This window comes from Ruminococcus sp. SR1/5 (assembly GCF_000209835.1).
Lineage (GTDB): Bacteria > Bacillota > Clostridia > Lachnospirales > Lachnospiraceae > Blautia_A > Blautia_A fusiformis.
Map to the genome: position 1 here is coordinate 1,571,750 of NC_021014.1, position 26,237 is coordinate 1,597,986.

Annotated in this window: 19 protein-coding genes, 1 tRNA gene, 4 pseudogenes and 1 CRISPR repeat array; of the genes and pseudogenes, 21 read left to right on the top strand and 3 right to left on the bottom strand. The window is 43.1% G+C overall.

The window, feature by feature from the left end:
- Positions 1-14: 14 nt before the first annotated feature.
- The 5 genes and pseudogenes from pheA (at position 15) to CK1_RS08090 (ending at position 5,963) form a co-directional block, all read left to right on the top strand.
- Positions 15-884, top strand: a complete 870-nt coding sequence (gene pheA, locus CK1_RS08070) for a prephenate dehydratase (RefSeq protein WP_353611146.1) — start codon at positions 15-17, stop codon at positions 882-884.
- A gap of 22 nt (positions 885-906) precedes the next feature.
- Positions 907-2,253, top strand: coding sequence for an ATP-binding protein (locus tag CK1_RS08075; protein ID WP_015525772.1), 1,347 nt, complete (start codon positions 907-909; stop codon positions 2,251-2,253).
- 6 nt (positions 2,254-2,259) lie between these two features.
- Complete coding sequence (locus tag CK1_RS08080) at positions 2,260-3,186, top strand: Ppx/GppA phosphatase family protein (protein ID WP_015525773.1); 927 nt, start codon at positions 2,260-2,262, stop codon at positions 3,184-3,186.
- 32 nt (positions 3,187-3,218) lie between these two features.
- Complete coding sequence (locus CK1_RS08085; RefSeq protein WP_306288843.1) at positions 3,219-3,794, top strand: HD domain-containing protein; 576 nt, start codon at positions 3,219-3,221, stop codon at positions 3,792-3,794.
- 16 nt (positions 3,795-3,810) lie between these two features.
- Positions 3,811-5,963, top strand: a pseudogene (locus tag CK1_RS08090) (RNA degradosome polyphosphate kinase).
- A 127-nt stretch (positions 5,964-6,090) separates the two neighbouring features.
- Here the strand turns inward: CK1_RS08090 and CK1_RS08095 are convergent.
- Entirely contained in the window at positions 6,091-7,254 is a 1,164-nt protein-coding gene (locus tag CK1_RS08095) for a ComEC/Rec2 family competence protein (RefSeq protein WP_015525775.1), read from the bottom strand.
- 225 nt (positions 7,255-7,479) lie between these two features.
- Positions 7,480-7,551 (bottom strand) — tRNA-Glu (locus CK1_RS08100).
- A 163-nt stretch (positions 7,552-7,714) separates the two neighbouring features.
- Between CK1_RS08100 and CK1_RS08105 the strand changes: the two genes are divergently transcribed.
- From CK1_RS08105 to CK1_RS08125, 5 genes are all read left to right on the top strand, one after another.
- Complete coding sequence (locus CK1_RS08105) at positions 7,715-9,442, top strand: GGDEF domain-containing protein (protein WP_015525776.1); 1,728 nt, start codon at positions 7,715-7,717, stop codon at positions 9,440-9,442.
- Complete coding sequence (locus CK1_RS08110; RefSeq protein WP_015525777.1) at positions 9,429-9,896, top strand: hypothetical protein; 468 nt, start codon at positions 9,429-9,431, stop codon at positions 9,894-9,896. Before CK1_RS08105 ends, CK1_RS08110 begins: the two co-directional genes overlap by 14 nt.
- A 200-nt stretch (positions 9,897-10,096) precedes the next feature.
- Complete coding sequence (locus tag CK1_RS08115) at positions 10,097-11,332, top strand: EAL domain-containing protein (RefSeq protein ID WP_243874518.1); 1,236 nt, start codon at positions 10,097-10,099, stop codon at positions 11,330-11,332.
- 286 nt (positions 11,333-11,618) lie between these two features.
- Entirely contained in the window at positions 11,619-13,544 is a 1,926-nt protein-coding gene (locus CK1_RS08120) for a DNA gyrase/topoisomerase IV subunit B (RefSeq protein ID WP_022426613.1), read from the top strand.
- A gap of 15 nt (positions 13,545-13,559) precedes the next feature.
- Positions 13,560-15,806: a DNA gyrase/topoisomerase IV subunit A gene (locus CK1_RS08125; RefSeq protein WP_015525780.1), complete on the top strand. Its 2,247-nt coding sequence runs from the start codon at positions 13,560-13,562 to the stop codon at positions 15,804-15,806.
- A 70-nt stretch (positions 15,807-15,876) separates the two neighbouring features.
- On the opposite strand, the gene CK1_RS08130 is transcribed toward CK1_RS08125, so the two are convergent.
- Entirely contained in the window at positions 15,877-16,017 is a 141-nt protein-coding gene (locus CK1_RS08130) for a hypothetical protein (protein WP_173733046.1), read from the bottom strand.
- A 135-nt stretch (positions 16,018-16,152) separates the two neighbouring features.
- Between CK1_RS08130 and CK1_RS18150 the strand changes: the two genes are divergently transcribed.
- From CK1_RS18150 to cas2, 11 genes and pseudogenes are all read left to right on the top strand, one after another.
- Positions 16,153-17,358, top strand: a complete 1,206-nt coding sequence (locus tag CK1_RS18150; protein ID WP_015525781.1) for a CRISPR-associated endonuclease Cas3'' — start codon at positions 16,153-16,155, stop codon at positions 17,356-17,358.
- Positions 17,359-17,533: 175 nt separating this feature from the next.
- Complete coding sequence (locus CK1_RS18155; RefSeq protein ID WP_353611230.1) at positions 17,534-18,301, top strand: hypothetical protein; 768 nt, start codon at positions 17,534-17,536, stop codon at positions 18,299-18,301.
- Between the two features lie 329 nt (positions 18,302-18,630).
- A complete protein-coding gene (locus CK1_RS08140; protein WP_015525783.1) occupies positions 18,631-19,098 on the top strand; it encodes a DUF3990 domain-containing protein in 468 nt (155 codons plus the stop codon).
- Positions 19,099-19,185: 87 nt separating this feature from the next.
- Complete coding sequence (locus tag CK1_RS08145; RefSeq protein WP_015525784.1) at positions 19,186-19,521, top strand: hypothetical protein; 336 nt, start codon at positions 19,186-19,188, stop codon at positions 19,519-19,521.
- Positions 19,522-19,540: 19 nt separating this feature from the next.
- Complete coding sequence (gene cas5c / locus CK1_RS08150) at positions 19,541-20,203, top strand: type I-C CRISPR-associated protein Cas5c (protein WP_015525785.1); 663 nt, start codon at positions 19,541-19,543, stop codon at positions 20,201-20,203.
- A pseudogene (gene cas8c, locus CK1_RS08155) lies at positions 20,200-21,461 on the top strand (type I-C CRISPR-associated protein Cas8c/Csd1). The gene cas5c and the pseudogene cas8c overlap by 4 nt, the downstream one beginning before the upstream one ends.
- Positions 21,398-21,934 (top strand): type I-C CRISPR-associated protein Cas8c/Csd1, encoded by a 537-nt coding sequence (locus CK1_RS18820; RefSeq protein ID WP_502685097.1) that lies wholly within the window; start codon positions 21,398-21,400, stop codon positions 21,932-21,934. Before cas8c ends, CK1_RS18820 begins: the two are co-directional and overlap by 64 nt.
- Positions 21,931-22,841: pseudogene (gene cas7c, locus CK1_RS18825) on the top strand (type I-C CRISPR-associated protein Cas7/Csd2). Before CK1_RS18820 ends, cas7c begins: the two are co-directional and overlap by 4 nt.
- A pseudogene (cas4, locus tag CK1_RS08165) lies at positions 22,841-23,505 on the top strand (CRISPR-associated protein Cas4). The pseudogenes cas7c and cas4 overlap by 1 nt, the downstream one beginning before the upstream one ends.
- A complete protein-coding gene (gene cas1c / locus CK1_RS08170; RefSeq protein ID WP_015525792.1) occupies positions 23,502-24,533 on the top strand; it encodes a type I-C CRISPR-associated endonuclease Cas1c in 1,032 nt (343 codons plus the stop codon). Before cas4 ends, cas1c begins: the two are co-directional and overlap by 4 nt.
- A gap of 9 nt (positions 24,534-24,542) precedes the next feature.
- Positions 24,543-24,833: a CRISPR-associated endonuclease Cas2 gene (gene cas2, locus CK1_RS08175; protein WP_059085214.1), complete on the top strand. Its 291-nt coding sequence runs from the start codon at positions 24,543-24,545 to the stop codon at positions 24,831-24,833.
- Positions 24,834-24,990: 157 nt separating this feature from the next.
- Positions 24,991-26,202: a CRISPR direct-repeat array (repeat unit 32 nt; unit sequence GTCGTTCCCCACGAGGGAACGTGGATTGAAAT).
- Positions 26,203-26,237 lie beyond the last annotated feature (35 nt).

Genomic DNA, 26,237 nt, shown 5'->3' on the forward strand with positions numbered 1-26,237 from the left:
GACAGTACCAGCTGTTGACAGAGCATGGGATTTACGGAGAGCGCAATTTCACAACTGTGAAGCATGTTCCCCTTGAAAACGCAACGGTTGTGTTCCAGGGTGTAGAGGGAGCCTACAGCTATGCGGCTATGCGGCAGTACTTTGGGAAAAATATCGAAAGCTACCATGTAAAAACATGGAGGACAGCTATGGAGGATGTAACCCATGGCAAGGCCGATTATGCGGTACTTCCTATTGAGAATTCTACTGCAGGTATCGTGGCTGATATCTATGACCTTCTTATGGAGTACAAGCTGTATATCGTAGGCGAGCAGATCATCCGTGTGGATCATGTGCTTCTGGGCATGCCGGATGCACAGATAGGGGATATCAGGGAAGTCTGCTCTCATCCTCAGGGGCTTGCCCAGTGCAAGGCATTTCTGGAGGAAAACCCTTCCTGGAAAAAGAAGGAAGTGGAAAACACCGCAGGCGCGGCCAAAAAGGTCAGTGAGGTGGGGGACAAAGGCGTGGCAGCTATCGCAAGCCGTGAGGCTGGTGAGGTATTTGGTCTGAAGGTCCTTGCAGAAAATATCTGCAGAGAAAAAGCAAACTCTACACGTTTTATTATTGTAAGCAGGAAACCGGAATACGAGGAAAAGGCCGGGAAGATCAGCATCTGTTTTGAGCTGCCTCATGAAAGCGGAACTCTTTACAACATGCTTTCACATATTATCTACAACGGACTGAACATGACCAAAATTGAATCCCGTCCGATTCCGGGAAAATCCTGGGAATACCGTTTTTTCGTGGATTTCACAGGGAAACTTGGCGAAAGCGCTGTGGAGAATGCGTTAAGAGGAATCGAGGCGGAGGCGAATGTTCTCCGTGTTCTTGGAAATTATTAAGAGACAGAGGAGCTAAATTATTATGTTGGCAAGAATTCAGGAATGTATCCTTTACCGTGGATTTTCAAACGGTGAGATACTGGACGATATGACAGAACTTATTAATCTTTATGAAGCAGATGAAGAAGCACTCAAGGCAAGAGAAGACCAGTTTTTCAAAAGTGTCAACGGGCTGGTGGAGCTGGCAGGAATGTACGGTTTTTCCGGAAATATCTGGCATACATATCTTACCTTCCTTCTGGTAAATCATGAGAACGCTTTCAGTATGGCAAGCGAGATACGAGGAGCGATCAAGGGCAGCATTAACGACCTGGCAAAAAATGATTTCCAGATTTTCAAGGAATTGTATGATTTTGACATCACGGTCTTTGATAAAGTGTTCGGAACTGTATGCTGCAGGGTGATCTGTGATTACCAGACACCGGATGAGAACAGCAAGCTCTTTAATACCAGGATCCGTGACCGTATCTGTCAGATGAGCAAAACCCTGGCAGCAGCCACCACAACCGAAGAATTTATGGATGATATGGTATCCTTCTATAAAGATTTCGGTGTTGGCAAGCTTGGTCTCCATAAGGCATTCCGTATCGGCCACGATGAGGAGGGAAAGGTGGAGATCCAGCCTATCACAAGGATCGCACATGTGAAGATCGATGATCTGGTAGGATATGAGATCGCCAAGAAAAAGCTCATTGATAATACAGAGGCATTTGTACAGGGGAGAAAGGCGAACAACTGTCTGCTCTTTGGTGATGCGGGAACCGGTAAATCTTCCAGTATCAAGGGAATCCTGAACCAGTATTATGATCAGGGACTTCGTATCATTGAGGCCTATAAGCATCAGTTCCAGGATCTTAATGAAGTCATCGCCCAGATCAAAAACCGTAACTATCGTTTTATCATTTATATGGATGATCTTTCCTTTGAGGAATTTGAGATTGAATATAAATACCTGAAAGCCGTGATCGAGGGCGGTCTTGAGAAAAAACCGGACAATGTCCTGATCTATGCCACAAGCAACCGGCGTAATCTTGTCCGTGAGCGTGCCACAGATAAGCTGGAGATCGCAGATGACAATGATCTGCATTCCTCCGACACCGTGCAGGAGAAGCTTTCCCTGGTATATCGCTTTGGTGTCCGTATCTACTTTGGCAAACCGGACAAAAAACAGTTCCAGGAGATCGTCCGTACACTGGCAGCTCGTTATGGAGTTACCATGCCGGATGAGGAACTGCTTTTGAAAGCCAACCAGTGGGAGATCTCTCACGGCGGACTGACCGGACGTGCAGCGCAGCAGTTTATTGATTACATTGTGGGAACAGAGGAAGAAAAAAGAAATAGTTTACCTGTGTATTGGGGGAAAGGATGAAAAACTATGGCGGTGACAACCTTTGCAGCAATTGATATAGGCTCCTATGAAGTCAGTATGAAGATCTTTGAAATGTCAAAGCGGATCGGCTTCCGGGAGATCAATGATGTCCGTTACCAGCTGGAGCTGGGCCGTGGAACTTATGCTGCAGGACGGCTAGAGATGGAGACTGTGGATGAGCTCTGCGAGACCCTTAATGATTTTAAATGCATGATGGCTGAATTTGGGGTAGAAAGCTGGCGTGCGTGTGCAACAAGCTCTCTCCGTGAGCTGGAAAATCCGGTGATCATCCTGGAGCAGATCTATCAGAGAACTGGTATCCGGGTAGAGATCCTGAGTAATGCGGAACAGCATTTTCTGGGATATAAATCCATTGCTGCCATTGAATCCGGCTTCAAAAAGGCTATTCAGAAGGGGACGGCGATCCTGGATATCGGAGGAGGAAATCTGCAGATCTCTCTCTTTGATAAAGATGCTCTGGTGCTGACCCAGAGTATCCGTATGGGAAGTCTTCGTATCCGCGAACGTCTGAAAGAACTGGAGAAAACAACTCCACATTATGACCGGCTGATAGAGGAATTTATCCGAAATGATCTGATAAGCTTTCAACGTCTTTATCTTAAGGACAAGGAAATCTCCAATCTGATCCTGATGGGAGATTTTCTCACAGATACGATCTTTCAGGACAGATCCGGAGAGAATATCATCACAAAGGAGGAATTCCTGAAGAAATACGAGACCATTGTAAACATGTCCGATCATGACCTTGCCGAATCCATGGAGTTGGAACCGGAATATGCGTCTCTGATCGTGCCGAACATGGTTATCATCCGAAACTTTATAGAAATCTTTCAGGCAGAAGCACTCTGGATCCCGGGTGTTTCGCTTCTGGACGGGATTGCCTATGACTATGCGGAAAAAACAAATATCTGAAAAGTGTACACAATTTTGAAAATGATATTCTGGTGGCATCCAGGAACATTGCCAAAAGGTATTCCAGCGGAAAGAACCACATTGCAGGAACTACCGATGTGGCACTGGATATTTTTGACAGCACAAGGAAGATCCACGGCATGGGAAAACGTGAACGGCTTCTTCTGCAGATCGCAGTTCTTCTTCATGACTGCGGAAAATATATCAGTATGAGTGAGGTGGCAGAATGCTCTTACCGGATCATCATGGCTACGGAGATCATAGGTCTTTCCACAGAGGAGCGGCAGGTGATCGCTAGTGCGGTGAGGTATAATACCAGAGAATTCGGCTGCTACAAAGAGATCAACCGTGAAACATCCATGAGCAGGGAAAATTATCTCCTGACTGCGAAGCTGACCGCGATTCTCCGCCTGGCCAATGCTATGGACAGAAGCCATTACCAGAAGGTAAAAGCGCTTAATGTAACCTTAAAAGACAGGATCCTTTACCTGGTGGTGGATTCCGCAAGGGATGTTTCTCTGGAGCTGGGGCTTCTGAAAGATAAAAAAGAATTTTTTGAAGAGGTGTTTGGAATCCGGCTTGTAATGAGACGGAAGGGAAGAAGATAACGGAGGAGGTTTTTGTATGAAATTTAAGGAATTTGACAAACCGGAATATTTTGTAAACAGAGAGCTGAGCTGGATCAAATTTGATGATCGTGTGCTCAGTGAAGCCAGAGACAAAAATCTACCTCTGTTTGAGAGACTGAAATTTTTGAGTATCACCTCATCCAATCTGGATGAATTTTATATGGTCCGTGTTGCATCCCTGAAGGATCAGGTTCATGCAGGGTACAAAAAAACAGATATTGCAGGAATGACAGCCAAGGAACAGCTGAAAGCCATCAGCCGGCAGACACATGATCTTGTTCACGTACAGTACAGTACATTAAACCGGTCTCTGGTCCCTGCACTTGAAAAAGCAGGACTTCATGTGATCTTTGAGCACGAGGCATTTTCCGAGAAGCAGAAAGAATTTGTGGATCAGTATTTTGAAGATAATGTATATCCGGTCCTGACACCAATGGCAATGGATTCTTCCAGACCGTTTCCTCTGATCCGTAATAAAACGTTGAATATCGGAGCACTTCTTTCCAAAAAAGATACCAAAAAGGAAAAGAAGAGATTGATTTTGCCACTGTACAGGTGCCTTCTGTACTTCCGAGAGTAGTGATCATTCCATCTGAGAAAAAAGGCCATACAACCGTAACACTTCTGGAACAGATCATTGAGCGCAACATCGACAAGCTGTTCTTAAGCTATGATGTGATCTGTGCCCATCCGTACAGGATCATGCGTAATGCGGATCTTCCTATTGACGAGGATGAGGCAGAGGATCTTCTGGTTGAGATCCAGAAACAGCTGAAAAAACGCCAGTGGGGAGAGGTGATCCGCCTGGAAGTGGAAGATAAGATGGATCTGCGGCTTCTGGATATTCTGAAAATGGAGTTTCAGGTTCATGGAGATGATATCTTTTTTATCAACGGACCGCTGGATCTGACCATGCTGATGAAGGTTTATGGTATTGACGGATACGATCAGTTCAAGGAACCGAAATACAAACCGGCAGCAGTGCCTGCATTTCAGAATGATAAAGATATTTTTCAGGTGATCAGGGAGGGTGATGTGTTCCTGCATCATCCGTATATGAGCTTTGATCCGGTGGTAAATTTTGTGCGTCAGGCGGCAAAGGACCCGGATGTACTGGCAATCAAGCAGACCCTGTATCGCGTCAGCGGCAATTCACCCATCATCGCGGCACTTGCTCAAGCCGCAGAAAACGGCAAGCAGGTTTCTGTTCTTGTAGAGCTGAAAGCGCGTTTTGATGAGGAAAATAATATCGTCTGGGCAAAAATGCTGGAAAAGGCAGGCTGTCATGTCATCTATGGTCTGGTGGGCCTGAAAACACACAGTAAGATCACTCTTGTTGTGAGAAGAGAAGAAAACGGGATCCGCAGATATGTGCATCTGGCAACCGGAAACTATAACGATTCCACAGCCAAGCTTTATACAGACTGTGGTATATTTACCTGTGACGAACGGTTTGGAGAGGATGCAACTGCTGTGTTCAACATGCTTTCCGGATATTCCGAGCCGAAGCGCTGGAATCGCCTGATCGTTGCACCGATCTGGATGAAGGACCGTTTTGTAAAAATGATCGAAAGAGAAGCGGAGCATGCGAAAAAGGGAGAAGAGGCTCACATTGCGGCAAAGATGAATTCTCTGTGTGACCCTGAGATCATTGCAGCGCTGTATTATGCTTCTTCCTGTGGTGTCAGGATCGATCTTCTGATCCGCGGCATCTGCTGCCTGAAGGTGGGCATTCCGGGTATCAGCGAAAATATCCACGTGCGTTCGATCGTTGGTAATTTCCTGGAGCACAGCCGTATTTTCTATTTCCGCAATGGCGGTTCCGATGAAATCTATATGGGAAGTGCGGACTGGATGCCACGTAACCTTGATCGTCGTGTGGAGATTGTTTTCCCTGTGGAAGATGAGCGGATCAAGGAAGAGATCATGCATGTGTTGGATCTGGAATTCCGTGACAATGTAAAAGCACATATCCTGCAGCCCTCCGGTTTGTATGAGAAGCAGGACAAACGTGGCAAAACGCTGATAAATTCCCAGATGGAATTCTGCAGGGAGGCTACCGAGCGGGCAAAGGCAGCAAAAAAGGAGAAAAAAGAAAAGAAGAGAGTTTTCGTACCGGCTGAACCGGCGGAGGATATTATAAAATAGTAAAAGAAAAGGACAGCCTGTCATATCAATTTATGATACAGCTGTCCTTAAATAATGTTCTCAAAGATTATCCATATTATGTCAATACTGCATGATATTCAGAAAAACTGACAGCATGCGGACGTTTCTAATAACACTTCTTGCAGGCTTTATATCCTGCAGCTTCAGCCTGGGAGCGTGTCATCTCTGTGGCATTATCCGGATTCATATTTCCGCAGTTAGGGATCCGGTGGTACTTGCTTCCGGTAGCGGAGATCCAGACCATATCACCCACTGGTTCCGGATCGGCCTGCACTCCGGTCTGAGGATCTGCAGCAGCCGAATCAGAAGATCCATAGCCGGACGCACCGGAATCCTTATAAGCGGAGGAAGGCTGTGTGCCGGTATCCGATTCATCTCCAGCAGAATAATCATTACAGGGACTCTGGTTCCACTGGATATTGCTTCCGTCGCTGATTGCGATCACCGTACCCTGCTCATCAGTACGAAATACCTGTATTCCCATATCCGCAAGCTTATCCATGGTATCCTTATGAGGATGTCCGTAGGAATTACCGGCGCCGCAGCTGATCACTGCATATTCCGGAACAGTCTGCTGGAGCAGATCCCAGGTGGTGGCAGTGGCAGAACCGTGATGTCCAGGAACGATCACATCGCAGGAAAGATCAAGTCCCAGATCACAGATCGCTTCCTCCCCGGCAGATTCTGCATCCCCGGTAAAAAGAAAATGGTTATTTCCGTTTTCCAGTCGGATCGCAACAGAATTGTCGTTATCGTTGCTGCTGATCGATTGAGGAGAAAGAACCGTAAATTTCCCGCCTCCGAAAGTAAAATCCGTTCCGGGCTCCGGATGCTGCACAGTTAATCCTTGAGAGGCAACACTGTTTTCAAAAGATTGATAGATCTTTGTATCCTGTATATAATCTGCACCGATCACATTTTTTACGGAAAAGCTGTCCAGGCATCCTACAAGACCAGCCACATGGTCCTCGTCATAATGGGAGGAGATCATATAGTCAATGATGGAAATATTCTGTTTCTGCAGATAGGAAACCACGAAACTGGAATGTCCTCGGTCACCGCCGTCATACAGGAGATTCTGCCCCTGTGACTGGACCAGGATCGAAAGCCCCTGCCCTACATCCAGAAAGTGTACAGCCATTGTTGTGTCAGCAGAAGCAGCCTCGGCTGTGTAAGCAGCAGAGGGAACTTCTGCGACTGTTAGCAGAACAAGCAGCAGAGAAAGAAAAAATGTCTGCAGCTTTCTGCGAAAAGAACGTTTGTGATGCATGAGAAGTCGCCCCTTATCTTAAGTATTTTCAGGGGAAATTATAAAACAGAAGAGAAAGAAATGCAAAATAATATATGTGAAAATACAGAAAACAGATAAACAGGAAGAACGAAATTTTTATATGCAATGTTCAGAGCAACGTTTGATAGCGATAACAGGAAAAAGTGAAGTATAACAATCACAAAAAAAGCAGTCAGAATAAAAATCCTAACTGCTTTTAGTTGATAGCCAGTACGGGAATCGAACCCGTGTTTCCGCCGTGAGAGGGCGGCGTCTTAACCCCTTGACCAACTGGCCATATTCATTTGTGTCGTTTGCTCTTGATTTCTGTTGTTTCCCGCAACCGACTTCGTTAGTATATAATACTTTCTTACAAAATGCAAGCACTTTTTTTCTTTTTTGAAAAAAATTTTCACCCTGTTTTTTGACAATTTTTTTGACGGAAAAATCGATTGATGATATGATAGATACAAAACGAAATGGAATAAAAAAATATAAAGAGGAAGAGTATGGATTACAGAAAAAAGAAAAATTTGATATGGAAGGGAGAATCCTTTCTTTTTTTGTGGTACTGCTGGTTTTTGGCGCGATCTTTGCGGCGATCCACACAGGGGGGCTGATCCAGAAGCAGGACAGTGTACAGCTTCTTAACAAAGGATGGTACTACATAAAGGACGGAAAAAAACAGGAGATCACCCTGCCTGCGGAAATTCCGGCAAAAACAGGTGAAAAGCTGATCCTGTACAATGAAAGTCTGGGAGCGGAAAGCAGAGGAATGACCGTGGTTTCTACAGGAGCCCAGTACGATCTGGTGATACGCCTGAATGGAAAGATCCTGTATGAATATAAGGAGGCCATGTTTTCCAAAAATGTGCAGATGCGTTCCAAGGTGCAGTGCATCGCCGCTCTGGGTAATGACACAGAGGGAAAAGTCCTGACGTTCAGCTATTCTGCGCCTCAGAGAGGAAAATATGTTATAGAGCCGGTATGCATAGGAACCGGAAGTGCAATAGCCTGGTATCAGATCAGAAAAGCAGCCATTCCTTTAGGGGCGGCAACGATCATGATCGTATTAAGTATGATCGCCCTGTGCATCTGCATCTATATGAGAATAAGGCAGATGCCGGACAGACGGTTCCGGGATGTGGCACTGTTCCTTATGATGTGCAGTATCTGGCTGGTGACGGACTCATCACTGGCACAAAGCTACAGCAGATGCCCCGAAGTATTATGTCTCATTTCTTTTTATATGTTCATGCTGCTGGCAGTTCCGATGCTGCGTTTTTTGCAGAATATCGGAAACATGAAAAAATACAGGCTCCTGGATCTTGGAATCTTTACATTTTATCTGAATGCTGTTTTACAGGGAGTTCTGGTGATCCTAGGAGCCTTTGAATTTAAGGATATGCTGTTTGTAACACATATCCTGCTGTTTGTGTGGGTCCTGATATCAGCGGTACTTCTGATCCGGGAGTACCGGAAGCATAAACAGCGTGAGATACATTTGCTTCTCATTGCATATATCATCGTGGGAGCAAGCGGTATCATAGCGCTGATCCTGTACTGGCTGTTCGAGATTTCCTACTATGGATCCATTTTTGAATTGGGAAATCTTGTGTTTCTTGTGCTGGTCATTGCAGACGCAGTCATGATGATGGCAGACAACGTCCGTTACCGTCTGGAATCCCAGGCTTACGAACGACTGTCCAGAGAGGATGGGATGACAGGACTTGAGACGAGAGCCAATTTTGAGAAAAAACTGGAAAGTATTTCCGCAGATATGGGCAGATACCGGGATATCCTTCTTATGTATATCGATATCGATCAGCTTCGCGTGATCAACGAAGAATACGGACGGGCTGCAGGAGACGAGATGGTGGTGATCTCGGCCAGATGTGTGGAGAACGTTTTCCAGGAAAAAGGAACCTGCTACCGCATCGGCGGGGATGAATTTGCGGTTCTGGTCTATGATCCGGAAGTACCGGACGAATTCTGGTCGGAACGCCTGAAAGAAGAACTCCGGAATATCGGGAGAGGATGCAGACATCGTTTTTCGTTGTCCCTGGGATGCAGCCATCTGCGAAATAAGGATGGCTCTCTGAAATCCATGGGAGAATGGAAATATGAGGCAGACAGGAAGCTTTATGAGAACAAAAAGAAGGGGGATTTGAAAAATGGAGTATATTAACTGTTTTCAGATCACATCCCTTGTTTTGGTGACGATGATCGCGATACATTATTTTTCTCATAAAAGACTGAACAATGCGGAAAACAGGAATTTTGTATGTTTTCTGGCTTTCAGCGGCGTTTACGTGCTGCTGGATATGCTGAGTGCGGTGATCGCGGGAGGCGGCAGCAGCGAAGGTTGCAGAATGTCAGCGCTGGTCCTGACGCTCTATTATTTCTGTGATGTCATACTTACCTACGGGCTTTTCTGCTACATTCGGATCATCACCGGAAGACAGAAGGAGAAGTATAAATGGCTGAAAACCGGCTGGGTGGTCCTGCCGGCTGCAATGCTGCTGGCAGTTACAGCAAACTTACGGACGGGATGGCTTTTTATTTTGACCAGGAAGGTAGATTTATCCGGGGAAGTTTTCATTTTCTGCTCTATGGATATGTATTCTTTTTTATGCTGGTGATCGTTGCATTTATGTTACTTTATGGAAAAACAGCAGAAAAAGAAATACGGCGCACCATATGGAGATTTTGGTTTATCGAAGCAGCCTGCCTGTTTCTCCAGATTGCCGCGGAAAGAATACTGCTTACCGGCTTCGGACTTTCTGTAGGACTTTGGCTGATCTATCTTACTATGAACAATCCAGGTGAATATACGGACAGTATGACAGGTTTATTTGACAAACAGTATTTTGACAAATGGATCGGAGAAAAGCTCTATCGAAAAGAAAGCTTTCATCTGCTTGCTGTGGATGCCCGCAATATGAAGCAGATCAACCGGATCTACGGTACCAGAGTGGGAGATCAGCTGCTGATCCGGGCGGCGAAGGGATTTCGGGAGATCACGGATTCAGTGCAGATCTTTCGTATCACAGGCAATTGCTTTCTGGCAGTGCTGGACTCGCTGACAGATTATGAAAAAGCCAGAGACGGCATAGAAGAATTTCTGAAAAAGCCGTTTTTTATCGAAAACGAAAAGGTGTCGTTCCATGCTGCGATCTGCGGGATCATGAATGCGGAAAAACTGGAAAAAGAGGATAGTATTCTTTCTTATATTGAATATATGATCTCTCTGATACAGAACCGTCAGGATACGGTCCTGATCCAGTCGGACAGCAAGATCCTGGAGGGCTTCCGCTATGAGCAGGAAGTGGAGCATTTTCTTCAGAAGGCTGTGAAAGAGGATCTGTTTGAAGTATATTATCAGCCGGTATATTCTATAAAAAACCAGGATTTTATTACTCTGGAGGCACTGAGCCGGCTGAAACATCCTGTTCTGGGAATGATCCCGCCGGATGTGTTTATCGGGATCGCGGAAAAACAGGGAATGATCTCTGCAGTGGGATGTCTTCAGCTTCACAAGGTCTGCCGTTTTATAAAAGAACATGAATATATCATGAAGAAGATCCGGAATGTGAAATTCAATCTTTCTCCTTCCGAACTGATGAAACCCGGATACAGCCATGTGCTTATCGGGATCATACAGGGGTATGGATTAGATCCAGGATATTTTCAGTTTGAGATCACGGAAAACGTGGCAACCGAATACAGCGAAAGCTTCTGCACAGCCATTGATGATTTTGCAGAAGTGGGGATCCACATGTGCCTGGATGATTTCGGTTCCGGTTATGCAAATCTGAACGCAGTTCTTCGCATCCCGTTTTCAGCAGTAAAAATGGACCGTTCTCTTTTGTCCGGGGTCAGCAGCGATCCTCAGACGGCTACCTTTTATCGCAGCATTGTCATGATCCTGCAGCATATGGGATATAAGGTGATCGCAGAAGGCGCTGAGACCGAAAAGGAGGTAAAGCTTCTGGAAAAATGGGGTGTGGATATGATACAGGGATATTATTTTTCCAGGCCCCTGTGCGAGGAGAAGCTTCTGGAAAAAATTTCCTGAAATGATCAGAAACAGGCGGAAAACATGCTTTCATAAAAAGCAGGGTTTTCCGCCTGTTGTATTCAGACAGACACAAATTGCTTGAAGTTTACAGATACTTTTGATAGAATAGATAGGCTGTGGCGGCTGAAGAAAGCGATTTTTCGGAAGATCGGTTCCTTGAACTGCCACGCGTATCTTTTGGAAAAATTGCAGAAAAAAGATGATCATGTGGACTTTACAAGTACATATATTTTGAGTATAATACAAACAAATGTTCGAATATAAAAAGAAAGGAATCAGTGGAATGGCAAAAAAAGACACTTATGATGCGGGCAGTATCTCTGTCCTGGAGGGCCTCGAGGCCGTGCGAAAGCGCCCCGGTATGTATATCGGAAGCGTATCCAGAAAGGGACTGAACCATCTGATATATGAGATCGTAGACAATGCGGTGGATGAGCACCTTGCAGGGTACTGCAGCCGTATCCATGTAGTTCTTGAGAAGGACGGTTCCTGTACAGTAGAGGATAATGGACGAGGGATCCCGGTGGATATGCATGCCAAGGGAATATCTGCGGAGCGTCTTGTTTTTACAACCCTTCATGCAGGCGGTAAGTTTGACAATTCCGCATATAAGACAAGCGGCGGACTTCATGGTGTAGGTTCTTCCGTAGTGAACGCATTATCTACGTATCTGGATATTAAGATCAGCCGTGATGGCTATATACATCATGACCACTATGAGAGAGGAATCCCTACCATTGAACTGGAAGCAGGACTTCTCCCCAAATTAGGGAAGACCAGAGGTACCGGAACCTGTGTGAATTTCCTTCCGGATCCGGAGATTTTTGAGAAAACAAGATTTGGAGCAGCGGATGTAAAGAGCCGTCTTCATGAGACTGCCTATCTGAATCCGGAGCTTACCATCCATTTTGAGGATCGAAGAGGGGACACTCCTGAGGATATCGAGTATCATGAGCCGGAGGGAATCGTAGGCTTTATCCGTGACCTTAACAAGAATGCACAGCCTCTCCATGATCCGGTTTATTTTAAAGGAGAGGCAGACGGGATCCAGGTGGAGGTTGCTTTTCAGTTTACCAATGAGTTCCGTGAGAACGTTCTCGGATTCTGCAATAATATCTACAATGCAGAGGGAGGAACTCATCTGACCGGATTTAAGACTACATTCACAACGGTAATGAACACCTACGCACGTGAGATCGGTGTACTGAAGGATAAAGACCCCAATTTTACAGGTGCAGATATCCGAAACGGAATGACTGCTGTAGTCTCCATCAAACATCCGGCACCCCGCTTTGAGGGACAGACCAAGACCAAGCTGGATAACCAGGACGCATCCAGAGCCACCGGCAAGGTAGCAGGAGAACAGCTGGTACTGTTTTTTGACCGAAATCTGGAAACACTGAAGATCGTCCTTTCCTGTGCGGAAAAGGCGGCCAAGATCCGTAAGACCGAGGAGCGTGCCAAGACAAACCTTCTCACCAAACAGAAATACTCTTTTGATTCCAACGGCAAGCTGGCCAACTGTGAGAAAAAGGATCCGTCACTGTGTGAGATCTTTATCGTAGAGGGAGATTCCGCCGGCGGTTCGGCCAAGACAGCCAGAGATCGTAACTATCAGGCGATCCTTCCAATCCGCGGTAAGATCCTCAACGTAGAGAAGGCTACCATCGACAAGGTGCTGGCCAACGCAGAGATCAAGACTATGATCAATGCCTTTGGCTGCGGCTTTTCCGAAGGCTACGGAAATGATTTTGATATCACGAAGCTTCGTTATGACAAGATCGTGATCATGGCCGATGCGGATGTGGATGGTGCTCATATCTCTACTCTGCTTCTGACCTTGTTTTACCGTTTTATGCCGGAGCTTATCTATGAGGGACATGTGTATATTGCCATGCCACCTCTTTATAAGGTAATGCCGAAGAAGGGGCAGGAGGAATATCTCTACGATGACAAGGCTCTTGAGAAATACCGTAAGAGCCATAAACCGGGAAGCTTCACGCTCCAGAGATACAAAGGTCTCGGTGAGATGGACGCCCAGCAGCTCTGGGAGACTACCCTGAACCCTGAGACAAGAATGATGAAGCGTGTGGAGATCGAAGATGCCCGCATGGCCTCCGATGTGACAGAGATCCTGATGGGAAGCGATGTTCCGCCACGTAAGGCCTTTATCTATGAGCATGCAACAGATGCAGAGCTGGATATTTGATTGGGAGAATAAACTATGAATACGAAACAGGACAATATCATCCGCACCGATTATGCGGAGATCATGCAGAAATCATATATCGATTACGCCATGAGCGTTATCATTTCCAGAGCACTGCCGGATGTACGTGACGGACTGAAGCCGGTACAGCGCCGTACCCTTTACGATATGTATGAGCTTGGCATCCGTTACGACCGCCCGTACCGTAAATGTGCCCGTATCGTAGGAGATACTATGGGTAAATATCATCCCCACGGTGACAGCTCCATTTATGATGCGCTTGTAGTCATGGCGCAGGAATTTAAAAAGGGTCGTACACTGGTGGACGGACATGGAAACTTTGGTTCCATTGAAGGCGACGGAGCCGCAGCCATGCGATACACAGAGGCCCGCCTGGAGAAGCTGACCCAGGAGGTTTTTCTGGAAGACCTTGATAAGAACGTTGTGGACTTCATGCCGAACTTTGATGAAACAGAGAAGGAGCCGGTAGTACTTCCGGTGCGTATCCCAAATCTCCTTGTAAACGGAGCAGACGGAATCGCCGTTGGTATGGCTACCAGTATCCCGCCGCATAACCTGGGCGAAGTGGTGGATGCTGTGAAGGCATACATGAAGAATAATGATATCAGCACCCGTGGGCTGATGCGTTATCTCAAGGGCCCGGATTTTCCGACAGGTGGTATCGTAGTAAATAAGGACGACCTTGTAAAGATCTATGAATCTGGAACAGGTAAGCTCCGTATCCGTGGACGGGTGGAAATAGAGAAGCTGAAGGGCGGTCGCCAGCAGCTGGTGATCACAGAGATTCCTTACACCATGATCGGTGCAAACATCGGAAAATTCCTTAATGATATCGCAACCCTGGTAGAGACCAAGAAGACCACAGATATCGTGGATATTTCCAACCAGTCCTCCAAAGAGGGGATCCGTATCGTTCTGGAACTGAAGCGCGATGCAGACGTGGAGAACCTTACCAACATGCTCTATAAGAAGACCCGACTGGAGGATACCTTCGGTGTCAACATGCTGGCAGTTGCAGACGGAAGACCGGAAACACTGGGACTGAAGCAGATCATTGCTCACCATGTGGACTTTGTATTTGAAGTAAATTCCAGAAAATATACAACCCTTCTTGCCAAGGAACAGGAGAAACGGGAGATCCAGGAAGGCCTTATCAAAGCCTGCGATGTCATTGATCTGATCATCGAGATCCTCCGTGGCAGCAAGAGCCGTGACCAGGTAAAGAAATGCCTGACCGATGGTATCACAGAAGGGATTAAATTCAAGACCAAGACCTCCGAAAAAGCGGCAAAAACCCTGAAATTCACAGAAAAACAGGCCGCAGCTATTCTGGACATGCGTCTTTACAAGCTGATCGGTCTGGAGATCGATGCTCTGATGAAGGAGCATGAGGAAACCATGAAGAACATTGCTGCTTATGAGGATATCCTGAATAATTATGACTCCATGGCAGCAGTGATCATGGGTGAACTGGATCAGATCAAGAAGGAATACGGCAGTAAGCGTAAGACTTCCATTGAAAACGCCGAGGAAGCTGTTTATGAGGAGAAGAAGATGGAAGAGACCGAAGTCTGCTTCCTGATGGATCGTTTCGGATATATGCGTCTCATTGACAAGAATGCCTACGAGCGTAATAAGGATGCCGCTCATGCAGAGAGCCGCTATGTCTTTACCTGCATGAATACGGACAAGATCTGTATCTTTACAGATACCGGCAAGCTCCACACCGTGAAGGCAGAGGATATCCCGCTGGTGCGTTTCCGTGATAAAGGTGTTCCGGCAGATAATCTGGGTAATTATGATAGTACTTCCGAGCAGATCCTTTATGTGGCACCGCTGAGCCAGGTGGCAGCCTCCACAGTGCTCTTTGTTACAGAGAACGGCATGTGCAAGCTGGTAAAAGGAGATGAGTTCCGTGCTTCCAAGCGTACCATTGTTTCCACCAAGCTTGCAGAGGATGACCGCCTTGTATTCGTAGGAGCAGCGGACGAGATGGATCAGGTTGTGTTCCAGTCTGAAAAGGGTTACTTTCTCCGTATCATGAAAACCGAGATCTCCGTCACTAAGAAAAACGCTATGGGTGTCCGCGGCATGAAGCTTACCGGCGAAGACCGGATCCACCATGCGTATCTTTTGGAAAGCAGGCAGGAGTATGCCATTACCTACCACGACAAACCATATGTACTTAACAAAGTCAAACTCGCCAAGCGAGACACCAAAGGTGTGAAGCCGAGAATCTGATCACCACCCCGCCATCTACCTCACAGCTTACGGTGATCTGGCTGGAACTGACCATTCGTGAGATGCACGCTCATTCCCGGTTTGACGGGCAGATATGAGGGGAAGGCTCTCCTCCCTGAAATACGTAGACAAAGGTCAGCTCTACGAAGCCACCATCCTCAAGTCCCTGAAAGAAGACACCACCCGCCGCACTGTAGTCCTGGTATCCCACAGAGTCTCCACTATGAATGTGGTGTATGAGATGGAGAATGGGAGATTATCATAAGAGATGGCGCTTTGGATACATTGATATAGATGAACTAAAGCAGTATAATATATAACTTGTAGTGAGGGTACGGTGTTGTAAATGGAAGAGAAGAAGATGAATTATATTGCACATTGTGATGGTGAACGTGAACAAAGTATATTAGAGCATTTGCAGGGAACGGCAGAAAAAGCAAAAGATTTTGCAGAAGTTTTTGAAAAAGGAGATTGGGGATATTGCTGTGGAATGCTGCATGATATCGGAAAATATAGCGATAAATTTCAACGTCGGATTCGTGGAGAAGAAATAAAAGTGGATCATGCAACAGCAGGAGCAAGAGTTTGCATGGAATTGGGTGGGATGTATCCGTTTTTGGAGATGTGTATTGCGGGACATCATGCTGGCTTATCCGATTATGGCGTCAGCACAGATACAGGAAATTCATCTACTACACTTGGAAGAAGAAAGAAGAAAATAGAAGATTTTTATGCATACAAAAAAGAAGTGAAGATTCCAGAGTTAAAAACATCACCAGTTAATGTAGAGAAAACGAAGGATTTAAATTTTTCTTTAAGTATGTTTACGAGAATGATGTATTCTTGTCTTGTCGATGCCGATTTTCTTGATACAGAAGAATTTATGACAGAAGAAAGATCGGGACGACAGCAGGGGCAAGAGATACAGGTGCTTCTGGATAAATTGGAAAAATATATAACAGAGTGGCTGAAAAATACAGAAACAGAAAGTGTAAATGGCAGAAGAACAGAGATTTTAAAAGCTTGCCTGGAAAACGGAGAGAGAGAAAAAGGCCTTTTTCGGCTGACGGTTCCGACTGGTGGAGGTAAAACGGTTGCATCGCTTGCATTTGCATTAAGGCATGCAGTTAAGCATCACATGAAACGTATTATTTATGTGATACCTTATACCAGTATTATCGAACAAAATGCAGCAGTTTTTCGAAGGATATTAGGAGATGAAAATGTTCTGGAAAATCATTGCAACATAGATTATGAGGAAGCAGAAGAACTGAAACCTATGCAGCTTGCTTCTGAAAACTGGGATAAACCAGTAGTAGTTACAACGAATGTACAATTTTTTGAATCCTTGTTTTCAAATAAATCTTCAAAATGCAGAAAATTACATAATATGGCAAATAGTGTGATCATATTTGATGAAGCACAGATGTTGCCAAATGACTATTTGAAACCCTGTCTGACAGCAATTGAAGAACTGGTGATAAATTATAAGGTGAGTGCAGTATTATGTACAGCTACACAACCGGCATTGGATGCTTTTTTTGCAATATAAAGCAGATTACTGAGCTTTGTCCAAGGACAGAGGAACAGTTTGAGTTTTTTAAAAGAGTTCACTTTGAAAACGATGGAAAATTGTCAGAAGAAGACGTGGAAGAATGTCTGTTAAGAGAAACACAGGCATTATGCATTGTGAATACAAAAAAGAAAGCTCAAAAATTTATAATGCTATGAGAGAAGATGGCGTTTATCATTTATCTACGAGCATGTATCCAAAACATAGAAAGCGTATGTTAAAGCAGATAAAAGAACGATTGAGAGAAGGGAAAAAGTGCATTGTAATTTCAACAAGTCTGGTAGAGGCAGGAGTAGATCTTGATTTTTATACAGTATACAGACAGCTTTCAGGAATAGATTCTATCATTCAGGCGGCAGGAAGGTGTAATCGTGAGGGAAAACGGACGATAGAAGAAAGCAAAGTGGTGATTTTTCAGTTTGATGATGCTGAAAAAGTTCCAGGGCAGAGACAGCAGATGGATGTTTCGAAAGCGCTGCTTGCGAATGAATGTAAAATTGAAGATATGCAGACTGTAACAAGATACTTTGAAATGCTTTATCATATGCGAGGTGAAAGTTTGGATAAAAAGAAAATCTGCGAAGAGTTTAATGGGGGATGGCATCATTTTGCTACAGTGGAAAGAGAGTTTAAACTGATAGATGAAAACACGGTAACCGTTTTTGTAAATCAGGAAGAAGATGCTCAGGAAGTGATACAGGATCTGAAAAATAAAGGTTTTACAAAATCCGGAATGAGACGGGCTGTACAATATTGTGTGAATTTGTATAAACAGGAATTTGAGAAATATAATGATGCGGGGATGCTGAAGCTGGTTTCGGAAGATATAAAGGATTTCTATGAACTGACAGATTTAGAACAATATTCAGAGGAGACAGGACTGAATCTTGAGGTTGACTGTGGCATGGCAGTTTGGTTGTGAAAATATGTAGATTAGAGCAGGGAGATTAAGGTGGAAAAACCTTAATCTCCCTGTTCTAATTCTACACGGTTACATTTAAAATTATTATTTCAATCCACAGGAACCATTTTAATCGAATCAAGCAAGTCGCCTGCCTTCATAGGCATTAAAATGTTTTCTGACATACTATAAATATAATATATAAATAAAAAGAATTCAATAAATTTAAATGTAAATAATTTAGGGGCAAGTATTGTATATTTTGGATGAGTGTAGTATATTTAAGATGACGAGAAAAAATAAAAGAAAATTATTAAAATAAAAGAATTTACAGAAAAAAGGAGCTGCATATGATTCTATATCATGGGAGCAAAGAGGTAGTGGAATATCCGGAAATCAGAAAAGCCAGATTTAACAAAGATTTTTATTTTGGTTTTTATTGTACAAATATTGAAAAGCAGGCAGAACGATGGGCTATAAGATATGGTAAAAAAGGATATATTAACAAGTATGAGTATACAGAAAATCAGAGATTAAATATTCTTAAATTCGATAAAATGACGGAAGAATGGCTGGATTTTATTATTTCCTGTCGAAAGGGACAGGCACATCAGTATGATATTGTGGAAGGACCAATGGCAGATGATACAATCTACAATTATCTGCAAAATTATCTGGATGGAAAGATTTCAAGAGCTGCTTTCTGGGAATTGGTAAAATTCAAGTATCCAACGCATCAAATCAGTTTTCATACAATTTCAGCACTGGATACATTGAAATTTGTAGGAAGTGAGGTTGTTTATGGCGAGAAAAAATAATAATGCTTTGTTTTTACCTGTAGTTTGATCGAGTACATAGGACGAACTCAAAAACAACGTCGGTGGAAAGTTACGGATTATCTTGGAATGGAAAATATAAAGCGAATATATAACTATGCGGATGTCTTTCACTGTGAGCCAATAGAAAAAGTTGCGGCAGAATTTACAGAGCAATGTGATATTCCGGAGGGCGAATTTGACAATGTATCAATATGCAGGTATGCAATTCCGGATTACTGGGATATTGGAGAAGTATATGAGAGATTAATAGAAGACATATACGATGATACAGAACTTGAAAAGGGAATATGGGAAATTTATCATTCCTGGATTGATGCACATATTTCGGACTATAATACAGATTTTTATTATCAATCACGAGATTATATAGCAGCATGTTATAAAGCTGGTGAAATAATATGAGAAAAGAGGGAAAGTGCCTATGGGAATGGGAGTAAAGGTCAGAGTGTGGGGGGATTATGCATTATTTTCAAGACCAGAGATGAAAGTAGAACGGTGTTCTTATGATGTAATAACACCGTCGGCTGCCAGAGGAATTTTGGAAGCAATTTACTGGCATCCGGGCATGAAATGGTGTATAGATAAGATTTATGTGAAGAAACCGGTTAAATTTACCAGTGTAAGAAGAAATGAAGTGAAGAGTAAGGTATCTGCAAGTAAAGTGCTTGAAGCCTATAATGGAGGAATGAAACCCCTATATTTAAGCAGTAAAGAGGAAATTGTACAGAGAGCGTCTTTGTTGTTAAGTGATGTAGAGTATGTTATTGAAGCTCATTTTGAAATGACGGAGAAAGCAAATGAAACGGATAATCCAGGGAAATTCAAGGATATTATTATGAGGAGATTGAAAAGAGGCGCATGTTACAGTATGCCTTATTTTGGGTGTCGGGAATTTCCTGCAAATTTTGAGTTGTGTAATGAAGAGGAAATTCATACTGCATATGACGATGTAGAGGAAAAAGATTTTGGATTTATGCTATATGATATTGATTATTCGGATGAAGAGAATCTTAGCCCCATGTTTTTTAGAGCAATCATGAAACAGGGAGTAATAGATGTGCGAAACTGCGAGGTGGTTCGATGATACTGCAGGCATTGGTGAAATATTATGAAGATTTGGAAAGACAAGAAAAATTACCCAAACAGGGGTGGTGTCAGGCAAAAGTTTCTTATGGAATCAATTTGTCTACAGACGGGGATATAAAGAATATCTTATGGCTGAAGGAGGAGAGACAGGCAGGGAAGAAACAGATTTGGATTTCACAAACAATGAAAGTTCCGGCAATGCTCACGCGATCATCCGGAGTTGCGGCGAATTTTTTATGTGATAATTCGAAATATATGCTTGGAATTGATAAGAGTGGTACAGGAAAAAGAATTACAGAATGCTTTGAAGCGGCAAAGGAGAAGCATCTGAAGTTGTTGAAAAATACTTCCGGAGAAATGGCACAGGCTATATGTGCTTTTTTTATAAATGGAATCCGGAAAAAGCAAAAGAAAATGCTGCTGTTTTAGAAAACTGGGAGGAGATCACGGATGGTGGAAATCTTATATTCTGTATGGATAAAAAATATGCCCAGGATGACAAGGAAATAGAGCAAATATGGAATGTAGAAAGTAAACAGTCGGAAACAGATATAAGTGGAATTTGTCTGGTAACAGGAGAAAAAACTGAAATTTCAAGAATTCACAGGAATATAAAAGGGGTGCCGGGAGCACAGTCCAGTGGTGCAGCTTTGGTTTCTTTTAATGCACCATCATTTGAATCTTATGGAAAAGAACAGAGCTATAATGCACCGGTCGGAAAATATGCAGAGTTTGCTTACACAAGTGCGTTGAATTATTTGCTGGCACAAAAGAAATATACGTTTCCGCTGGGAGATTCTATTATTGTATATTGGGCAGAGGAGGCAAAGACGGAATATCAGGATGCGCTTTTAGCATTGTTAAATCCGGTAAAAGATAATCAAAGTGAGGTACATGGATTTTTTGAAAAACTCAGAAAAGATGAACAGATCATAATTGATGACATTGAATTAAATCCATCTCAGAAGTTTTATATTTTATGTCTGGCACCAAATGCTGCCAGGTTATCTGTAAGATTTTTTTATCAGAGTTCATTTGGAAATATTACGAAAAATCTGGCATGTCATTATGAACGAATGCAGATGATAAAACCTAAATGGGAAGAGCGGGAATATCTTGGAATTGAAGATATGTTAAAAGAAACAGTGAATATGAATTCACGGGATAAAAAACAATCTCCAATATGGCCGCTATGGCGTTTTCAGCTATTTTACAAAATTCCAGGTATCCGGCAAGTTTGTATACAGATACATTAATAAGAATACGGGCTGAGCAGGGATGTGTAACATGGGGAAGAGTTTCTATTGTTAAGGCATTTCTGATAAAAAATTATAAAAATACGGAAGGAGAGATCTGTATGGGATTAAATGAAGAATCTAATGATGTAGCATATGTATTGGGAAGATTATTTTCTGTGTTGGAGTCGATTCAGACAGAGGCAAATCCTGGAATAAAATCAACAATTCGAGATCGGTATTTTAATTCAGCATGTGCAACACCGGCATCAGTATTTCCAGTATTGTTTAAATTAAAGAATAGTCATATAAAAAAAATAGAAAGAGATAAAGGGTATTTGAAAAGAAAATATGAAGATCTTTTGGGCGAATTGGTGAGTAAGCTAGAAGCTTATCCAAAACGTTTGCCATTGGAGGAACAAGGAAAATTTATTTTGGGGTATTACCACCAGAAACAGGAAAGTATTTGGGAAAACGGGAGGGAAAATAGATGAGCGAAGTTATTAAAAACAGATATGAGTTTGTAGTTTTATTTGATGTGGAAAATGGTAATCCAAATGGAGATCCGGATGCAGGAAATATGCCAAGAATAGATCCGGAAAGCGGCTTAGGGCTTGTTACGGATGTCTGCCTGAAAAGAAAAATAAGAAATTATGTGGAAACAGTAAAAGAGGATGCACAGGGTTACAAAATTTATATTAAAGAAGATGTTCCGTTGAATCGAAGTGACCGAACGGCATGTGAAAATGTTGGAATCAAAGAAACAGATGATAAGAAAGTAACGGAAGCATTAAAAAAACTGAAAAAAGTGATCCGGGTGTGGATTCAAAATTGCGGGATTACATGTGTGAAAATTATTATGATATCAGAACTTTTGGGGCAGTAATGACTACTTTTGTAAAAGCTTCTTTAAACTGCGGACAGGTGCGTGGCCCAGTTCAGCTTGGATTTGCCAGAAGTATCGACCCAGTGATCAGTCAGGAAGTTACCATTACCCGTGTGGCAATCACAACAGAAAAAGATGCCGAAAATAAAAGTACCGAAATGGGAAGAAAGAGTATTGTGCCATATGCATTGTATCGCGCAGAGGGCTTTATATCTGCAAATCTTGCACGAAAAACAACAGGATTTACAGAAGAAGATCTGGAACTTCTGTGGGATGCGATCATAAATATGTTTGAAAATGACCATTCAGCAGCCCGTGGAAAAATGTCAGTACGTGAACTGATCGTGTTTAAGCACAGTAAAGAATTGGGAGATTGTCCGGCATATAAATTGTTTGATGCAGTTGAAGTAACACGAAAAGAAAATGTAGAATATCCGAGAAGATATCAGGATTATACAGTTGAAATTCATAATGATAAAATACCGGAATCTGTTGAAGTAAAAAGGATGATTTGATGGAGTATACAGAAGATGATTATTTGATGATATCAGGTATACAGCATTTTAAATTTTGCAGAAGACAGTGGGCATTGATCCATGTTGAGCAGCAGTGGGCAGAAAATGTTCATACAGCTGTTGGAAAACTGATGCACCAGAAGGTACATGATCCATATTTGACGGAAAAAAGAAAAGATACTATTTTGGTAAGAGCTTTGCCGGTTTCTTCAAGAATTATGGGAGTGAGTGGAGAGTGTGATCTTGTAGAATTTCATAAATGTGAAGATGGAATACGGCTTCATGGACATCGGGGAATGTATTCTGTTTATCCGGTAGAATACAAAAAGGAAAAGAAAAATCAACAGATGCCGATAGATTGCAGCTTGTGGCACAGGTTTTATGTCTCGAAGAAATGTTTTCTGCAACAATACCTGAAGCAGCTCTTTTTTATGGAGAAACAAGACGAAGAGAAGTTGTGGAAATTACAGAGGATCTGAGAAATGCAGTCAAAGATATATTTGAAGAGATGCATCAGTATTACAATAGAGGTTATACTCCGAAGGTAAAAACAGGTAAAATGTGTAATTCCTGTTCATTAAAGGAACTTTGTCTGCCCAAATTAAACAAACAAGTTTCTGTGAAACATTATATAGACCAGATGCTGAAGGAGGAAGAGACATGAAAAAACTTTTGAATACGTTGTATGTAACTTCTGAAAACAGCTATTTGGGTTTAGATGGAGAAAATATAGTTGTTTTTGAAGAGGATAAAGAAAAAGGAAGACTTCCATTACATAATCTGGAAGGGATAGTTTCCTTTGGATACAGGGGCGTCAGTCCGGCATTGATGGGATCTTGTGCAGAAAAAAATATCTCTCTTTGTTTTATGACGCCCCAGGGAAAATTTCTTGCGAGGATAACCGGAAAGACAAGAGGAAATGTGCTTTTGCGAGAACAGCAGTATGCAAGCAGTTTGGATTCAGCAATCAGCCTGGAAATTGCAAAAAACTGTATACTTGGAAAGGTGTATAATGCAAGATGGGTGTTGGAACGCTGTGTTAGAGATCATAGTATGCAGGTAGATGCGGACAAAATAAAAATAGCATCAGAAAAGCTGAAACATACGTTGGGATTAATTCAAACATGTGAATCAAAAGCACAATTAAGAGGTTTTGAAGGGGAAGCGGCCAGCGTGTATTTTGGAGTTTTTGATGAAATGATTTTGCAACAGAAAAAGGATTTTTCATTTCAAGGAAGAAATAAAAGACCACCGTTAGATAATATGAATGCAATGTTGTCTTTTGTATATACGTTGTTGACAAATACGATTGCTTCTTCCCTGGAGTGTGTGGGGCTGGATCCTTATGTGGGATATCTTCATACCGAAAGACCAGGTAGAGTATCACTGGCTTTGGATATGATAGAGGAATTAAGAGCTGTATTGGCAGATCGTTTTGTATTATCGCTTGTTAACAAAAAGATTGTAAATGGAAAGAATTTTACCAAAAAAGAAAATGGAGCTGTTCTGATGGATGATGAGCTGCGAAAAAAGCTGTTGGTAGAATGGCAGAAGAAAAAGAAGGAAACCATCACACATCCGTTCTTGAAAGAAAAGGTGGAATGGGGAATGGTTCCTTATGTACAGGCAATGTTGTTGGCAAGATATTTAAGAGGAGATTTGGACAGTTATCCAGTGTTTTTGTGGAAATGAGGTGACAAAGTGTTGGTAGTGATTACTTATGATGTAAATACAGAGACAACTGCAGGAAGAACTCGTTTGCGTAAAGTGGCGAAGCAATGTACAAATTATGGAAGAAGGGTGCAAAATTCTGTATTTGAGTGTATTTTGGATAGCGCTCAAAGTGTTGCTTTGAAGGGGATATTGTCTGATATTATTGACAAAAATAAAGATAGCTTACGTTTTTATTACCTCGGAAATAATTATCAGACTAAAATAGAACATGTAGGTATAGAACGTGGAATTCCAGTAGATCAACCTTTAATTATGTAGGTGCGAATCAGAAGTACACATAAAATGCCGGCAGGATTCGCACTACAAAAATCAGAAAAGTAACATGAATAACACTAAAGAAAAGAGAGAAGGGATAATAAAAGTAGAAAATTATATTTATTGCATAAAAAACAAAGAATATTTGTGAAAATTTGCCGTCGTTCCCCACGAGGGAACGTGGATTGAAATAGTGCTGTCCAGCCAAACTTACCAAGTCGTGCAAGTCGTTCCCCACGAGGGAACGTGGATTGAAATGCCCAGGAGCCGGATGTCCTGGCGAAGTCTCCGGTCGTTCCCCACGAGGGAACGTGGATTGAAATTACCTTCTTCAGTGGAGCAAATCCACCGCCTTCGTCGTTCCCCACGAGGGAACGTGGATTGAAATAACCTCATGCGTCTTGTGTTAGCTAAACACTGCGTCGTTCCCCACGAGGGAACGTGGATTGAAATAAATCTACGCCAGTCTCGATGGAAGTGCAGGCCGTCGTTCCCCACGAGGGAACGTGGATTGAAATTGCATGCTGCCACTGCCTGGCTTCCGCCTGTTCGTCGTTCCCCACGAGGGAACGTGGATTGAAATCTATTTTTGGTACGTAGAATTTGATATCTATGGCGTCGTTCCCCACGAGGGAACGTGGATTGAAATAAGATACAAGGCGGCTGCCTCCTCGTAAAAATCGTCGTTCCCCACGAGGGAACGTGGATTGAAATCTCAACAATGGTATAGGTTCCTACTGGAATATAGTCGTTCCCCACGAGGGAACGTGGATTGAAATGGATATGCTTTACCGCAACCAGCCAGCATAGATGTCGTTCCCCACGAGGGAACGTGGATTGAAATCGGCAAGGGGAAAGGAAGATCAAATAAGGACCTCGTCGTTCCCCACGAGGGAACGTGGATTGAAATCTGCTGATTGGGATAACTTAGAGGTTTCTCCATGGTCGTTCCCCACGAGGGAACGTGGATTGAAATGGCAATGCTCTGGTGAATGTCATCGTGATCCCGGGTCGTTCCCCACGAGGGAACGTGGATTGAAATGCTCATATCGCGGGACGTTGCCTCGTAGCTGAGTCGTCGTTCCCCACGAGGGAACGTGGATTGAAATTTTTCCTGTCTTTCGATCCCGTATGCCTGTAATCTGTCGTTCCCCACGAGGGAACGTGGATTGAAATCTTAGAAGAAATCATATCGCTGGTGTCCGATTCGTCGTTCCCCACGAGGGAACGTGGATTGAAATTCGATCAGGAGCGGTTGAAGGATCCCCAGAAGCTGTCGTTCCCCACGAGGGAACGTGGATTGAAATATAAGAACTGCCGCCCCACTGTGCTTTTACACCGTCGTTCCCCACGAGGGAACGTGGATTGAAATATTTAAAATGGTTTAAATATGTGTTATTATATAGT

Coding starts and splice junctions, on each gene's coding strand:
- cas1c (WP_015525792.1), top strand. CDS start 23,502: ATGAAAAAACTTTTGAATACGTTGTATGTAACTTCTGAAAACAGCTAT.
- CK1_RS08075 (WP_015525772.1), top strand. CDS start 907: ATGTTGGCAAGAATTCAGGAATGTATCCTTTACCGTGGATTTTCAAAC.
- CK1_RS08120 (WP_022426613.1), top strand. CDS start 11,619: ATGGCAAAAAAAGACACTTATGATGCGGGCAGTATCTCTGTCCTGGAG.
- CK1_RS08115 (WP_243874518.1), top strand. CDS start 10,097: ATGACAGGTTTATTTGACAAACAGTATTTTGACAAATGGATCGGAGAA.
- CK1_RS18820 (WP_502685097.1), top strand. CDS start 21,398: ATGGCGTTTTCAGCTATTTTACAAAATTCCAGGTATCCGGCAAGTTTG.
- CK1_RS18150 (WP_015525781.1), top strand. CDS start 16,153: ATGGAAGAGAAGAAGATGAATTATATTGCACATTGTGATGGTGAACGT.
- CK1_RS08105 (WP_015525776.1), top strand. CDS start 7,715: ATGATAGATACAAAACGAAATGGAATAAAAAAATATAAAGAGGAAGAG.
- CK1_RS08095 (WP_015525775.1), bottom strand. CDS start 7,254: ATGCATCACAAACGTTCTTTTCGCAGAAAGCTGCAGACATTTTTTCTT.
- cas5c (WP_015525785.1), top strand. CDS start 19,541: ATGGGAATGGGAGTAAAGGTCAGAGTGTGGGGGGATTATGCATTATTT.
- CK1_RS08110 (WP_015525777.1), top strand. CDS start 9,429: ATGGAGTATATTAACTGTTTTCAGATCACATCCCTTGTTTTGGTGACG.
- CK1_RS08145 (WP_015525784.1), top strand. CDS start 19,186: ATGGAAAATATAAAGCGAATATATAACTATGCGGATGTCTTTCACTGT.
- CK1_RS08125 (WP_015525780.1), top strand. CDS start 13,560: ATGAATACGAAACAGGACAATATCATCCGCACCGATTATGCGGAGATC.
- CK1_RS08080 (WP_015525773.1), top strand. CDS start 2,260: ATGGCGGTGACAACCTTTGCAGCAATTGATATAGGCTCCTATGAAGTC.
- CK1_RS08140 (WP_015525783.1), top strand. CDS start 18,631: ATGATTCTATATCATGGGAGCAAAGAGGTAGTGGAATATCCGGAAATC.
- CK1_RS18155 (WP_353611230.1), top strand. CDS start 17,534: ATGAGAGAAGATGGCGTTTATCATTTATCTACGAGCATGTATCCAAAA.